The following is a 13928-nucleotide window of genomic DNA, read 5'->3' on the forward strand; positions in this document are numbered from 1 at the left end:
ATATATCCTTATTGGGGGGGGAGTTTGAAGGTAATTACTGATTATACACGTAATCTAAAACGTTGAACTTTACCAGTTGCTGTTTTTGGTAATTCATCTAAGAATTCTATTTCTCTAGGATATTTATATGGTGCTAAATTAGTTTTCACGTAATCCTTTAGTTCTTGGCTTAATTCTTCTGAAGGAGACACTCCATCTTTTAATACAATATAAGCTTTTGGATAAACGAGATTATTTTCTTTTTTCTTTCCAATCACTGCAACTTCAAGCACTTTATCATGTTGGAATAGTAAGGATTCAATTTCGATTGGTGATACCCAAATGCCGCCAACTTTTAACATATCATCAGAACGACCTGCATACCAAAAGTATCCTTCATCATCTTGATAATATTTATCCCCAGTATGCATCCACTTACCATAAAATTTACGTTGATTTTCTTCGATGTTACACCAATATCCACCTGTTATACTTTCACCTTTAATGAGTAAATCACCAGTCTCATTTGGTCCTACTTCAATTGATTGATCATTAAGAATTCTTGCTTCATATCCCGGCACAATCTTACCAGTGCTTCCAGGTTTAATATCTCCTATACGGTTGGACAGATAAATGTGTGCAACTTCTGTTGAACCAATTCCATCAAGAATATCAAGATTAAAAAGTTCTCGCCACTTCTGGATAAAGGTTGAAGGTAGTGCTTCACCAGCTGATACACAGATTCTGACTGAAGAAAGATCTGGGATTTTACCCGTTTTCTCAACATAATTAATCATCGATCCATATAAAGTTGGTACACCAAAAAAGATGGTAGGCTTCGTCTTTTCTAATGTCTCGTAAATTTTATCAGGAGTTGGTCTATCTTTTAAGAGAACGGTTGTGCCTCCTGCTCCAAACGGGAAATACATAGCATTTCCTAATCCATAAGCAAAGAAAAGCTTTGAAGCTGAGAATGTAACATCATTTTCGGTCATCTTTAAAATATTTTGAGCATAATTTTTAAATGAAGCTTCCATGTTTTTTTGATAATGGATAACTCCTTTAGGATTACCAGTACTACCTGAACTATAAAGCCAAAAACCAGTGTCCTCTGCTGTTGTATAAAAAGGCTCTAATTCTTCAGAACCACGATTAATAAATTCTTTATAATCGGTCACATCAGCATCTTGGACAACTTGATCAGAAATAACAATAACATGTTTAAGATAAATATAGCGCTCTCTTTGATCCTTTAGCTTCACCCAAAAGTCTTCATGGATAAGGAGTACCTTTGCACGACTATTATTTAAAACATATTCATAATCATTGGGTTGAAACATTGTATTAATCGGAATCGGAACAGCACCAACTTTTATGGCACCGTAGAACGAAACAACAAATTCTGGCGAGTCATAAGTTATTAAAAGCATTCGATTCTCATTTTCTACACCGATGGTCTTTAAAGCGCTTCCAAATTTATTAACATCTGTTAATAGTTCATTGTATGTCATCGTCTTATCATCACTAATTATCGCTACTTTGTTACCTAAACCATTACGTACGTTTTCTTCGATGAATCGGCTCGCTGCATTATAATGGCTTTTTACACCTTTTAAATTTAGTGTTGTTTCAATCACATTTTTCCCCCCAATATAATGAATGGTTGCTAGAGATCAAACGTAAATGTTCCATATTTTTAAAGATTTTAAGAGTAAATGAGATTATAAATAGGATCTACTATTACTAAAAGATTTGCTACATATTGTTTATTCAATTATTTACAAATGGTCAGAATTTTTCAATAGAATTATTTGCAATAAAAAAATGCTTATCAAAAGGTAAAAGCTAAGCTTTTACCTTTTGATGTTGGATAAAATCCTATATTATTTACCAATCCAATTTGCTTCACGTTTTTCAATGAATGAACTTAGTCCTTCTTGTGCATCTTGTGAACGGAATAATAGGTTTTGCAGCTCACCTTCGTAACGGATTGCTACATTTAACGGCATTTCCTTACCATTCATAATGGATAGTTTAATATTTGATGCTGCATATGTTGCACTGTTCGCAATCTTTTCTGCGTATTCTAATGTTTTCGCTCTTGTTTCTTCTTGTGGGAAGATACGGTCAACTAAGCGAATATTTAATGCTTCCTGTGGTGTTAATGTTTCACCAGTTAAGTTTAGGTCTAATGCTTTTGAATGTCCAACTTGACGAGCTAAACGTTGTGTACCACCTGTACCAGCTAATACTCCAAGTGTAATTTCAGGAAGGCCGATTTTACCTGCTTCATCACCCATGAAACGTAAGTCACAAGCTAATGCCATTTCTAAACCGCCGCCAACTGTATGTCCTTCTAAGCACGCGATCCAGATTTGTGGTGAACGAGCAATTTTATCTAACGTTTCATTACAGAATAAGCAGAATTGCGTTTTGAAACGAGGTTCTGATGCTTTTAAAAAGTTAATGTTTGCGCCAGCTGAGAAAAATTTAGGCATATCACTCATTAACACGGCTACTTTAATATCATTATCAAAACGGATATCATCGATTGCTGCATTTAATTCTTTGTAGTAATCAAGATCATAAGCATTTGTTTTGTTAACGTGGATATGAACCTCTGCTATTCCATTGTTTTTAACTACTGTTAAATTTTGAGTTTTAGTTTCTGTTGTCATTTTTTATTCCTCCAATTAGTTAACTTTTTTTATTTTATTAGGCACTTTTGAAAAACATCATTCTAAAAATAGCCTATTTCACATGTGATTAAGATAACAAAGTTTAAATTCCAAATAGATTTAATGGACGTTCTCCAATATAAGAGACAACACTTTTTGTTTCAGAGTATAAATCCAATGTCTCAATACATAGCTCTCTTCCAAATCCAGATTGCTTATAGCCTCCAAAAGGAGTACCTGGGAATGCTGAGATTGGGCTGTTAACCATAACAATTCCAGCTCGAAGTCCTGCGGCGATTCGATGTGCCTTCCCATTATCTTTCGTCCACACAGCTGAACCAAGACCAAAGATTGAATCATTTGATAGTTTCAGAACTTCTTTCTCATCACTAAACTTCATAACTACTACTACCGGACCAAACACTTCTTCTTGCGCGATTCTCATATTGTTTGTCACATTACCAATAATAGTTGGCATATACCAGTACCCTTTTTCAAACTCTGGGCCTTCAGGACGTTTTCCTCCGTAAAGAACCTCTGCACCTTCTTCAATAGCGATTTTTACATAACCATCAACTACTTCTTCATGACTCTTAGAAATTAATGCACCCATATGTGTTTCTTTATTAAATGGATCGCCAATTTTTAGTAATTTAGCTTTTTCAATAAATTTGTCTAAAAATTCATCATATATTTTTTCATGAACAAAAATTCTTGATCTTGCTTCACAAGATTGTCCAGTATTGTAAAAGATTCCATAAATAGAACCTACGACTGCTGCATCAATATCACAATCATCAAACACAATGCTTGGTGATTTTCCACCTAATTCAAGTGTCACTCGCTTTAACGTTTCAGAAGCTCGGGACATAATGTCTTTCCCTGTATCTGTTTCTCCTGTGAATGCTACTTTGTCAACACCTGGATGCTCAGTTAAATATGGTCCAATTTCAGAACCACTTCCAGTCAGGACGTTTACAACACCTTCTGGAACACCTGCTTCACGGCAAATATCTGCTAGCATATAGGCTGTAATAGGTGTATTTGAAGCTGGTTTTAAAATCACAGTACAACCTGCTGCTAATGCAGGGGCAATTTTCCAAGCAGCCATCATTAACGGATAATTCCAAGGAATGATTTGTGCACATACGCCGACAGGCTCTTTTAATGTATAATTGAAAAATCCATTTGGAGTAGGATTCGTACGCCCGCCATAAGTTGTAATTGCTCCAGCATAAAATTCAAAATCTTCGATTGCTTGACCTATTTGCCCTTGTGCTGCAGCTACTGTCTTACCACTATTTAACACTTCAGCCTCAACAAGCTCGTTAAAACGTTTTCTCATAATTTCAGCAATATTATTTAAAAGTCTTGCACGTTTTGTATGTGTTTGTCTTGGCCATTTTCCTGATTCAAACGCAGTTCTTGCTGCTTCTACCGTACGATCCACATCTTCTTTTGTTGCTTTTGCAACTTTTGCCAACACTTCACCAGTTGCAGGATTGTACGTTTCAAAAAATTCATTATTGCTGCTGTTCGTATATTCTCCATTGATAAATAGTTGGTACGTCTCTTTGATTACACCTACACCGTTTCTCACTTCGATCACGTGTATATCACTCCTTATACTTTCTCAATAATTGTTGCGATACCTTGCCCTACGCCAATACACATTGTTGCTAATCCATATCTAGCGTCACGCTTTTGCATTTCATGTACAAGAGTCGTTAAAATACGGGCTCCGCTGCATCCAAGTGGATGACCTAATGCAATAGCACCACCATTAACATTAACTTTATCCATGTCTAAACCTAGTTCTTTGATACAAGCAACAGATTGTGCTGCAAAAGCCTCGTTGATTTCGATTAGATCCAGATCATCAGTTGTGATACTAGCTCTTTGTAATGCCTTTTGAGTCGCAGGGATTGGACCGATCCCCATATAAGATGGATCAACACCACTTACAGCAGAAGTTACGATTTTTGCAAAAGGCTTTAAATTCAATTTTTCAGCCAATTCTCTCTCCATGATTAATAGCGCACAAGCCCCATCATTAATACCTGAAGAGTTGCCAGCTGTCACTGTACCACCTTGTCTAAAAACAGGACGTAAGTTTGACAGCGCTTCAATTGTTGTCCCAGGTCTAACATGTTCATCCTTAGCAAAAGTGATGCTCTCACCTTTTTTTTGCGGAATTTCTATTGGCACAATCTCTTCATTAAATCTTCCGCTTTCAATTGCAATAGCTGCTTTCTGTTGACTAATCAATGCTAGATGATCTTGTTCTTCTCTTGTTACGTTATACCGTTCAGCAACATTTTCAGCTGTTTCTCCTAAACTAATAGGAGGGTACATTTCTTCCATTTTTGGATTTACTAAGCGCCAACCAAGTGTTGTATCATGTAACGTCTGATTTCCTCTTGATCCGGACAAATGCGGCTTCATCATGACATATGGGGCACGCGTCATACTTTCTGTTCCACCAGCAATAAATACATCACCTAATCCAGCTTTTATAGCAGCTGTTGCTTGGTTAACCGCATCTAATCCAGAGCCACATAATCTATTAACAGTTACACCTGGTACTGTTTCAGGTACACCTGCTAATAATAATCCCATTCTCGCTACATTTCGATTATCTTCTCCGCCTTGATTTGCACAGCCAAAGTAGACATCTTCAATAAGTGATTTATCAATATTTACTCGAGCAAGCAGCTCTTTTATCACATGACCTGCTAAGTCATCTGGTCTAACATTTGATAAAGCACCATTTACTCTGCCAATCGGTGTACGAACAGCATCTATGATGACGGCTTCTCTCATATTGAATACTCCTTTGTTTTGCGATATTGATAGTGATAGAATCCTTTCTCTTTATCACCACCAACCCAGCCTGCAGAAACAAGCTTTTTGATAAGAGGTGCTGGTCTATACCGCTCTTCACCATATTGATTATATAAACCAAGTAAAACAGCATACACATCCTCTAAACCTATTTTCTCAGCCCACTCAAAAGGTCCTAAAGGATAATTCGTCCCTTTTTTCATAGCTAGATCAATGTCCTGAACCGTTGCAGTCCCTTCAGTCAGTGCAAAAGCCGCTTCGTTAATAATTAAAGATAGTATACGTGGAAAGACTAGACCAACCTCATCTTCAACGATTTCGGTTTCCAATTGTAACAATTGGAAAGTTTCTTGTGCAGTTTGGAGATAACTAGAATCAGCTTGCAATGGATAGGCAATTTCTATCAGATTACTTTCATAAAAGTTAGAAAATGTACCAAATCCTATTAATCTTTCAGGATGTTTTAGCCATGATGCAACCTCTGTTGCTGTTACATGAAGGATTGATGATAAAATTAATGTATTTGATGTAACCATTGCTTCAATCTCTTGAAGTTTTCTTTTCTTATCATTTAAATCTAGATTTGTTGTTTCAATTACGATGTCAACATGACCGATTGTAGACAATTCATTTAAATGTACCTGGCCGGTATTATTTTTTTGAATCGCTTTAAATAATTCCTTTGCAAGTAAATTTTCACCTAGTACGATAATCGTTTTACTCGTCATAACGATAGTACCCTCCATTTGCCTTTCTACCTAGGTTCCCTGCTTGAACCATTCGCTCTTGATAAAAATGAGGCTTAAATCGGCTCTCTCCGTAGTAACCTGCATGAACCGATTTTGTGGCTGCAAAATTAATATCAATTCCAATAAAATCTTGAAGCTCGAATGGTCCCATTTTAAAATTACCTGCTCGTTTCATAATTCGATCGATTTGCTCGACTGTAGCAACTTGATCATTCATTATTCTGAGCGCTTCATTGTAAAAAGGACGGGCAACGCGATTAACAATAAACCCTGGTGAATCCATACAGACAACAGGCTCTTTATTTAAGGCTTTTGCAAATTCCACTAACGCTTCTATTGTTTCTGGTGCCGTTTTTAAACCTTGTATAACCTCAACTAATGGCATAATGGGTGCAGGATTAAAGAAATGGAATCCCGCAACACGTTTTGAATGTGTAATTTGGCCAGAAATTTCGGTAATTGAAAGTGACGATGTATTTGTCGCTAAAATTGTTTTATGTGAACAAATTTGTTCTAGTTGTTGAAAAATCGAACGTTTTATTTCAATTTTTTCAGGTGCTGCTTCAATTACTAATTGACAATCTTTAAAGTCTTCCATGGTAGTTGTTGATTTAAGTAATTGTTTAGCTGAAGTTATTTCATCAATACTTGCTTTTTTCTTTTGAACAAGGCGATCTAATCTCGCTTCAATACCTATTTTTGCTTTGTTTACCGTTTCTTGATCGATATCGAACATGATGGCAGTATAGCCATTCTGAATGACTAGTTGAGCGATTCCAGCGCCCATCGTTCCAGAACCAACTACCCCCACTTTATTAATCTGAACCATTGTCATTCGACACCTTTCATTCTTTCATCTGCTGATTCCTGCCAGCGAATATATTCGAATACACTATTACAATTATTGCAATAATACTGTCTTACTAATTGGGCTGTACCAAATGAAGATATTTTCTCTACGTTAGTAGAAGAGCAAAATGAACATTCTACCAAAGCAGTTTTATCAGACACTTGTAACAACTCCATTATTTAGTAATTCATCGATTTGTTGTTTACTTTCAGAAACAAGGTTCGCATTTGGACCAATGATATTTTGTGAGATTAAAAGAGGATCATTCTCTACCTTCTTCAACCAATCTACTACTTCAATCGTAACTTTCTCGATTGCATGTTTAAATCTAACAGGTATTGAGCCCTTGTCATTTAATAATTGTTTACACCAGCTTTTGGAATAAATCAGGTGTTCATTTTGCTCCTTTAGCATTTTACTAAATGGATGATTGATACTAGTATTTTCCGCTGCAATTATTGCTTTCATTACTAAATCTGTCGCAACATTTGTTGCATATAACCCAGCAATTAGTTCGATCCAATTACTAATTTCAACATTTTTTGAAAAGGCTTTCCCTGTTTGGTCTTTTATTTCAACTTTACTTCCATTGATCCCTTTTAAATCATAAGACCATCTATAAATAAGTCTCGAATGTCCTAATTCTTGTTGTGCCATTGCAATCGCAGAAAGCGTTGCTTCTAGTTTTGGTCCACTTACTCCAATTTCAACTAGTCGGTCACCTAAAATATATTTATTGTCTGCAATTGTTTCTGCTAATTCGATTAATGAAGTGTTGTTTTGCTCTGTCATTTCCCTCACTCCTCACTCAGTTCATCACTTAAATAGTGGTTCTGGCTTACGGATGCAAATCATCGCATCTTTCGGCACAATTTGCATTTCTACCCAATCCTCTTCGTCATATATATGCTGAGCATAAATTTCGGCCAACTCATTGCTGACAGCTTTAAAAGAGCCTACTTGTATTAAGTCATCCCCGCGTTTTATACGAGTAAAAAGAACATAATCTATTAAATTATTTTCTTTTGTCATGAACTAACCCCCCAATTTTTTAGTATCTTTTTCCCTTCTTCACTTAGGTTTTTTGTTGTCCATGGCGGATCCCAAACAACTTGGATATCAACATTGTCGATTTCTTCCTCTTTTAGCAACCGTTCCTTGATATCGCTTTCAATCCATTGCATACAAGCACATCCAGTTGATGTATATGTCATTCTAACTTCCAAATCACGATCACTTTTAAAAATTTCATAAATTAATCCCATATCCACAACACTAATTGGGAATTCCGGATCCATTACTTCTTTTAAGGCGTTCCAATATTTTTCTGTTGATGTGCTAATCATTGTTGTCTCGCTCATCATTAAACCACCTCTGCTCTCATTTCTTCTAATTCTCGGGCTCCTTTTTGAATTCTTGTTACGAACTCTACGTTTTGCGGCCCACGCTCTTTAAAGCGTTTAATGACATTTTCCCAAGTATCCGGTTGGTCAAATAACCATTTTTTATTCTCAGGGTCAAATTTACATGGGAATGGTACATCTAAAACATATTTCCCTTGCTCTTCATCATAATGAGCAGGTACTTTAACTCCGATTGATTCACAGAATGGAACGGCCGTTGATAACCATTTTTGTCTAAGTTCATCATTTGTTCTACCTTTTAGTTTGTAATCAAGTTGTGCTGAACGACTTTTTAAGCCATCTGCAACACCAAAGAACTCTAATGACATTAGGAACATCCAATCCACTGCTTCCTGAACCTGTTTAGCTGTCTCTGGATTTTTCATACCTGCTCTCATGATAATTTCGCCATTTCTTAAATGGAATAACTCTTCTTTATCTACTTTTACTAACGCTCTTTTCCATGGTCCGTATGATGTATGTTCGTGTGCATCACCAAGTAATGTGTAGCCGGCACGATCAAAGAATCCATTAAAGACGCCTAATTCAATCCAGTTATCGAGCTTATAATCAAAAGCATATGGGTTTTTCCAACGGTTTGGTTGACGATCGTAAAGAAGTTCATCGACATTCTCACCTAAGTCTTCTAATAATCTGTAAGCGATATGTGCGTGGCCAATTTCATCTTGCATAACTGCTAGAGCAGTAATTTTATAGTTTAGATTAGGAGCTTGATCATAAACCGTTAATAGAGGTGGAACACTTAGAAGCTCTGTATCTCCCACAATTGTTAGCGTTTGCTTTAATGCTTTTAAATACTCTTCATTCATATCTTCAACACGTTCAACTTTGTAACCGCTTTTTACTTTTTCCATTAATACTTCAGTTTGATTCACACTCATTATAAACACCTCTTTTATTACGTTTTTTATATTATCGTTTATATTAAATAATATAAAGCATTCGAAATTATCTGTCAATATTTTTATTATGTTTTTTTGACGAAAGAAAATAAAAATGAATAATTGATATCCGAATAAACTGATAACATCGACTAACTTGGCTATTTTTCCAATATGTCGGTCATAATCTGATTTTTAATTTCATGTTCATTTCGTATACAAAACAAATTTTTCGACTCACTATTGATCAAGTTGTAATAAATGCTTTGACTAAGTCATTACATTATTGTACTTAATGTCCATTTTCGAACTTTTGGAAAAGTGACGATCATTGTAAAAAGGATAATAACAAAATAAAAAACATGAACTCGTGTAGAGAGCCCATGTTTTTGGTGTTTTATTGTACATTTACTTTTCGTTTATAAATAATAGGTCTGGTTCCCTCATGCTCAATTCTCATTTCTTGTTCTAAATAGTTTAAATGAGCAATGGTTTCTGCAATTGCAAATCTCCATTGATGAGGGTTTAAGCTTTTGTGTGCAAATAAAACTTCTGCGATTTCAAAAGCTGTTTTATTTTCAGCAAGTTTTTCAATTTTATCCAAACGTTCATCATGGTGTAAGATAATTTCATCAATTCTTTGCTTAAATTGTGTAATTGGTGTGTGGTGTGCGGAATAGGCGACTTTTACAGGGAGTTCTTTTAGCATACGTAACGATTCAATGTACTCATGTAACGGTTTTTGGCTAGAGCCAGGCCATACACTTATATTTGGTGTAATTTTCTCTAATACTGTGTCACCTGCTATTAAAATTTGCTCTTCCTTTTGCAGGAAACAAATATGTCCTTCACTATGTCCAGGTGTATGAATAACTTGCCACACCAAGCCTGAGAATTCTACTTTATCACCGATTATCTCAACTATTGGCAGCGGCAGCACACTGTTATTAAGTTTATCCATATGAATCATAATCTCTTCACTTAGTTTTTCAGGTACACCGTGATTAAGTACCATTTCCTTCATACGGATTGATTGCATACTATCCTTTCCCCACACTCGCTCAAGCATTTTTGCATCAATTTCATGCATATAAACTTTTGCACCCGTTAATCCTTGCATCCATCCGGCAAGCCCTGAATGATCTGGATGGAAATGCGTCAAATAAATTGTCCTGATTTCTTTTGGATTGATTGCTAAATACTCAAAAACCTGTTCCCATGTTTCTCGTGCTTTACTATAATTTAAGCCTACATCAATTAATACATAACCATCGTCTTGTTTTAAAAGATAACAGTAGACATATTTCATTGGAAACGGAACAGGAATACCAATGCGATATCCAATATCTTCAATCTGTGCTATATTCATTTTGCGCCCCCTAAGAATGCTTCCATACTGGTTCACGCTTCTCTAAAAATGAAATTAATCCTTCCTGTGCATCATTTGTTTTCATTAAGTCAGTCAAATATATTTGCTCAACTTTGCTGATTGTTTGCGCAAACGTATTTGCCATCGCTTCACGAATTGCCATTCTCGTGTAACTGAGTGCGATTCTGCTTTTTGATCTAAAGGAGTCTAGTAATTCTTCTAAATAGTTTGCAAGTTCATCATCACTAACAACTTCATTAATAAGCCCATATTCCTTAGCTTTTGCAGCAGAAATTGTTTTCCCCGTTAATAACAACTCCATTGTTTTGTTGAACCCCATTAACCATGGAAAGATCGCAACAGATACTGGTGGAAATAGTCCTAAATTAATTTCAGGTTGTCCAAACTTTGCTTTTTCTGTCGCAACTGAAATGTCACAAAAACTGGCAATTTCACAACCGCCACCGATGGCAGCTCCCTCTACAACTGCAATTGTCGGGCATGGAATTTTCGCTAACAAATGAAACATTTTATGAAATACATGGATCATTTGCTCTGCCTTTTCACCAATATGATCCTCTATTGATACACCTGCAGAAAAAACCTTTTGATTTGATCGGATGACTAATGCATGTGGTTCTTCATGTGCAAGAAGGTTTTCTAATGCGTCTACTATTTCATTCATCATATCAATATTTAATACGTTTACTGGTTCACGACATAATGTAAGCCATGCAACGTTTTGTTCAATTTGTACGTGAATCGTTTCATAGTTTTTCATTACATTCACCTCTTGTTATTTTTAAATGAAGCAGGAACATTTCAGTGATTAAGTCCCTCATTTATTTACTATATTGTTTATTGAATGCTAGATTCATAGAAGTAAAATGAATACAATTTATTCTCCCTTAAATATCGCTGGACGTTTTTCATTAAAAGCCTGTAGAGCTTCAATGCGATCTTTTGTCGGTATGATTACTTCATAAGCTTTTGACTCAATCGCAAGTCCGGTTTTCATGTCAACATTGCTACCATAATTAATTGCATATTTTGCTTGAGCTACAGCTAATGGACCATTTTTCATAATTTCTTCCGAAAGAGCTATCGAACTTTTGATTAACTCATCATCTTCAACGACCTTATTTACTATTCCTAAATCAAAAGCTTGTTGTGCATCGATTTTCCTTGCCGTTAAGATTAATTCCTTAGCCTTAGAAGTTCCAATTAATCTGCTTAATCTTTGTGTACCGCCTGCACCTGGTATAATTGCCCAACTTACTTCAGTCAAGCCCATTTTGGCCTTTTTCACTGCGTACCGAAAATCACATACAAGTGCGAGCTCAAATCCGCCGCCAAGTGCATATCCATTAATGGCCGCTATCGTTGGTTGCGGAAGTTCCTCAATCATCGTAAACACATCGCGGATTTTACTTACATTTCTCCTTACTTCCTTTTCATTTAATGTACGTCTTTCTTTTAAATCAGCACCAGCACTGAATGCTTTTTCTCCCGCACCAGTAAAAATAACCGAACGAATGTCTTTATCTAATTTAATCTCTTCAATGATGTTTTCTAATTCAACTAATGTTTCATAATCAAAACAATTTAGTTGCTCAGGTCGATTTATTGTGACAAATGCTAAATGGTTGTTTGTTTCAAACAAAACTTTTTTCATTATCATCCCTCAGTTCCTAAAAAATGACATCACTTGCTTAGAGACATCCATATCCGTCGAAAAATTTAATGACTTACATATAAATTTCTCTGAAAGGGTTAATCGCCTTATCACGCTGTGCCTGTATGTTTTTATCTGGAGCCGGTTCATATACAGATTCAAAAAACCGCACAGCAGGTATCGATATGAGCTGGTGGATGTTCCAAAATAACTCTCTTGCCTTCGTTCCAGCCCACTGTGGAGGTAATAAATCTCGTGGAAATCCAGGATCTTGAAAAAGAAACTTTCTATATTGATGAACCAAATTCGTTCTTTCAATAAAACATTCATCATCTGTTAACGTATTATTTAAAGCCTTTTCACGTAACTCTTCAAATTTAGGCGTATACTTTTCTATAAATATGTTGTATTCATTAGAAATACGATCTAAATCCCAGCCTTTTTTAATAATACTTTGATTATCATGAGATACAATCGAAGCTGCACTAAATAAAAAGATATTATCTTCTATTTGATATGTTTCGATCATCTCTAATACTTGCTCCTCTAAAGGATTAGGACTCACCCATGTGCTATTTGAGATAACACCGAAGCCAGTCCAATTCAGTTCATTACGAATTTCATTTCGAAGTTCACGTTTTTCTTCTGGAAAAGAATATGTAAGTACTCTCCACATCCCATCCCAAGTTTGACTTTGAGTTGTGTAGACCCTTTTTACACCTTCATCAACTTTCCGTTTCCCTTGTTCGGATACAGAATAATAGCTTTTGTTTCCGATTTTTCTTACCTGCATTAAATTCTTTTGAACCATACGAAAGATCGCCCCTCTTACAGACGATTCTGACACACCAAATTTATTCATTATTTGGATTAAGCTGCCAACCCAAATTTCCCCACCATAATATTGGATATATTCTCCATATAATGTATACATTAATGATCTTGGTTTCAAAACAGTTCGCCCTCCATATAAAAACTATTAAAATTTTTTGAGTATTTTTATTATAGAGGAGAACTGAGAATTACGCATTAAAAGATATCCGTTTTCCTTTATCACTTGTATGAATATCTTGGTTTAAAATCGCTATGACATCTTCGGGAATTGGAACAGCCTTTATCACATTATTCGTTTGCTTGACCCATCCTCTAAGCTCATATCCAAAACCTGTTCGAGTTTCTCCTCTAAAAACTTCATGATTGAGTTTAATTGTTTTATTATTAATCTCTGCTACCTGGGTTTTTATTGTTATGACATCTTCATATAATAAAGGTTTTTCAAAGCTACATCTTGCATCAAGCATGGGAACGATAATTTGGCGTTCTTCCTCCAGTTGGCGCGGTGATAAATCGCAACTACGGAAAAATTGATGTCCGGCAATATCAAACCATTTAAAATAATTAGGATAATAAACAATTCCAGCTTTATCCGTGTCCCCCCAGTTGACTAATAATTCTATCTCATTTGATCTCATTTTCGTT

At 35.7% G+C, this 13928-nt stretch carries 16 protein-coding genes; all 16 read right to left on the minus strand.

What is annotated here, in order from left to right:
- Window positions 1-41: 41 nt before the first annotated feature.
- The gene (locus GMB29_RS14595) at window positions 42-1616 is read right to left on the minus strand and encodes a benzoate-CoA ligase family protein (protein WP_136354766.1); all 1575 of its coding nucleotides are present in this window, start codon (window positions 1614-1616) and stop codon (window positions 42-44) included.
- Between the two features lie 246 nt (window positions 1617-1862).
- Window positions 1863-2657, minus strand: a complete 795-nt coding sequence (locus GMB29_RS14600; protein WP_136354768.1) for an enoyl-CoA hydratase/isomerase family protein — start codon at window positions 2655-2657, stop codon at window positions 1863-1865.
- A 103-nt stretch (window positions 2658-2760) separates the two neighbouring features.
- Entirely contained in the window at window positions 2761-4266 is a 1506-nt protein-coding gene (locus tag GMB29_RS14605) for an aldehyde dehydrogenase family protein (RefSeq protein WP_136354770.1), read from the minus strand.
- Between the two features lie 14 nt (window positions 4267-4280).
- Window positions 4281-5480, minus strand: coding sequence for a thiolase family protein (locus tag GMB29_RS14610; protein WP_136354772.1), 1200 nt, complete (start codon window positions 5478-5480; stop codon window positions 4281-4283).
- Window positions 5477-6229, minus strand: a complete 753-nt coding sequence (locus GMB29_RS14615; RefSeq protein WP_136354774.1) for a 3-hydroxyacyl-CoA dehydrogenase family protein — start codon at window positions 6227-6229, stop codon at window positions 5477-5479. Before GMB29_RS14615 ends, GMB29_RS14610 begins: the two co-directional genes overlap by 4 nt.
- The gene (locus tag GMB29_RS14620) at window positions 6219-7079 is read right to left on the minus strand and encodes a 3-hydroxyacyl-CoA dehydrogenase NAD-binding domain-containing protein (protein WP_136354776.1); all 861 of its coding nucleotides are present in this window, start codon (window positions 7077-7079) and stop codon (window positions 6219-6221) included. The genes GMB29_RS14615 and GMB29_RS14620 overlap by 11 nt, the downstream gene beginning before the upstream one ends.
- A gap of 2 nt (window positions 7080-7081) precedes the next feature.
- Entirely contained in the window at window positions 7082-7276 is a 195-nt protein-coding gene (locus tag GMB29_RS28165) for a PaaD-like zinc ribbon domain-containing protein (protein WP_136354778.1), read from the minus strand.
- Complete coding sequence (locus GMB29_RS14625; RefSeq protein WP_136354779.1) at window positions 7254-7892, minus strand: Phenylacetic acid catabolic protein; 639 nt, start codon at window positions 7890-7892, stop codon at window positions 7254-7256. Before GMB29_RS14625 ends, GMB29_RS28165 begins: the two co-directional genes overlap by 23 nt.
- Window positions 7893-7916: 24 nt before the next feature.
- Entirely contained in the window at window positions 7917-8132 is a 216-nt protein-coding gene (locus GMB29_RS14630) for a hypothetical protein (protein ID WP_136354781.1), read from the minus strand.
- Window positions 8129-8461: a metal-sulfur cluster assembly factor gene (locus GMB29_RS14635; protein WP_227551359.1), complete on the minus strand. Its 333-nt coding sequence runs from the start codon at window positions 8459-8461 to the stop codon at window positions 8129-8131. Before GMB29_RS14635 ends, GMB29_RS14630 begins: the two co-directional genes overlap by 4 nt.
- 2 nt (window positions 8462-8463) lie before the next feature.
- Window positions 8464-9405 (minus strand): Phenylacetic acid catabolic protein, encoded by a 942-nt coding sequence (locus tag GMB29_RS14640; protein ID WP_406600267.1) that lies wholly within the window; start codon window positions 9403-9405, stop codon window positions 8464-8466.
- A gap of 397 nt (window positions 9406-9802) precedes the next feature.
- Window positions 9803-10774, minus strand: a complete 972-nt coding sequence (locus tag GMB29_RS14645; RefSeq protein ID WP_136354783.1) for an MBL fold metallo-hydrolase — start codon at window positions 10772-10774, stop codon at window positions 9803-9805.
- A 10-nt stretch (window positions 10775-10784) separates the two neighbouring features.
- The gene (locus GMB29_RS14650; RefSeq protein ID WP_136354785.1) at window positions 10785-11555 is read right to left on the minus strand and encodes an enoyl-CoA hydratase/isomerase family protein; all 771 of its coding nucleotides are present in this window, start codon (window positions 11553-11555) and stop codon (window positions 10785-10787) included.
- A 117-nt stretch (window positions 11556-11672) separates the two neighbouring features.
- Entirely contained in the window at window positions 11673-12449 is a 777-nt protein-coding gene (locus tag GMB29_RS14655) for an enoyl-CoA hydratase-related protein (protein WP_136354787.1), read from the minus strand.
- 73 nt (window positions 12450-12522) lie between these two features.
- Window positions 12523-13401 (minus strand): PaaX family transcriptional regulator, encoded by an 879-nt coding sequence (locus tag GMB29_RS14660; protein ID WP_136354789.1) that lies wholly within the window; start codon window positions 13399-13401, stop codon window positions 12523-12525.
- 70 nt (window positions 13402-13471) lie between these two features.
- The gene (locus tag GMB29_RS14665) at window positions 13472-13921 is read right to left on the minus strand and encodes an acyl-CoA thioesterase (RefSeq protein WP_136354791.1); all 450 of its coding nucleotides are present in this window, start codon (window positions 13919-13921) and stop codon (window positions 13472-13474) included.
- Window positions 13922-13928: the final 7 nt, after the last annotated feature.

This window comes from Metabacillus sediminilitoris (assembly GCF_009720625.1).
Taxonomy (GTDB): Bacteria; Bacillota; Bacilli; order Bacillales; family Bacillaceae; genus Metabacillus; species Metabacillus sediminilitoris.

Bases quoted from the DNA above. Each gene is read 5' to 3' on its own strand.
- GMB29_RS28165 (WP_136354778.1), bottom strand. From the start codon at position 7,276: ATGGAGTTGTTACAAGTGTCTGATAAAACTGCTTTGGTAGAATGTTCA.
- GMB29_RS14610 (WP_136354772.1), bottom strand. From the start codon at position 5,480: ATGAGAGAAGCCGTCATCATAGATGCTGTTCGTACACCGATTGGCAGA.
- GMB29_RS14645 (WP_136354783.1), bottom strand. From the start codon at position 10,774: ATGAATATAGCACAGATTGAAGATATTGGATATCGCATTGGTATTCCT.
- GMB29_RS14655 (WP_136354787.1), bottom strand. From the start codon at position 12,449: ATGAAAAAAGTTTTGTTTGAAACAAACAACCATTTAGCATTTGTCACA.
- GMB29_RS14665 (WP_136354791.1), bottom strand. From the start codon at position 13,921: ATGAGATCAAATGAGATAGAATTATTAGTCAACTGGGGGGACACGGAT.
- GMB29_RS14600 (WP_136354768.1), bottom strand. From the start codon at position 2,657: ATGACAACAGAAACTAAAACTCAAAATTTAACAGTAGTTAAAAACAAT.
- GMB29_RS14620 (WP_136354776.1), bottom strand. From the start codon at position 7,079: ATGGTTCAGATTAATAAAGTGGGGGTAGTTGGTTCTGGAACGATGGGC.
- GMB29_RS14635 (WP_227551359.1), bottom strand. From the start codon at position 8,461: ATGAGCGAGACAACAATGATTAGCACATCAACAGAAAAATATTGGAAC.
- GMB29_RS14650 (WP_136354785.1), bottom strand. From the start codon at position 11,555: ATGAAAAACTATGAAACGATTCACGTACAAATTGAACAAAACGTTGCA.
- GMB29_RS14630 (WP_136354781.1), bottom strand. From the start codon at position 8,132: ATGACAAAAGAAAATAATTTAATAGATTATGTTCTTTTTACTCGTATA.
- GMB29_RS14640 (WP_406600267.1), bottom strand. From the start codon at position 9,405: ATGAGTGTGAATCAAACTGAAGTATTAATGGAAAAAGTAAAAAGCGGT.
- GMB29_RS14615 (WP_136354774.1), bottom strand. From the start codon at position 6,229: ATGACGAGTAAAACGATTATCGTACTAGGTGAAAATTTACTTGCAAAG.
- GMB29_RS14625 (WP_136354779.1), bottom strand. From the start codon at position 7,892: ATGACAGAGCAAAACAACACTTCATTAATCGAATTAGCAGAAACAATT.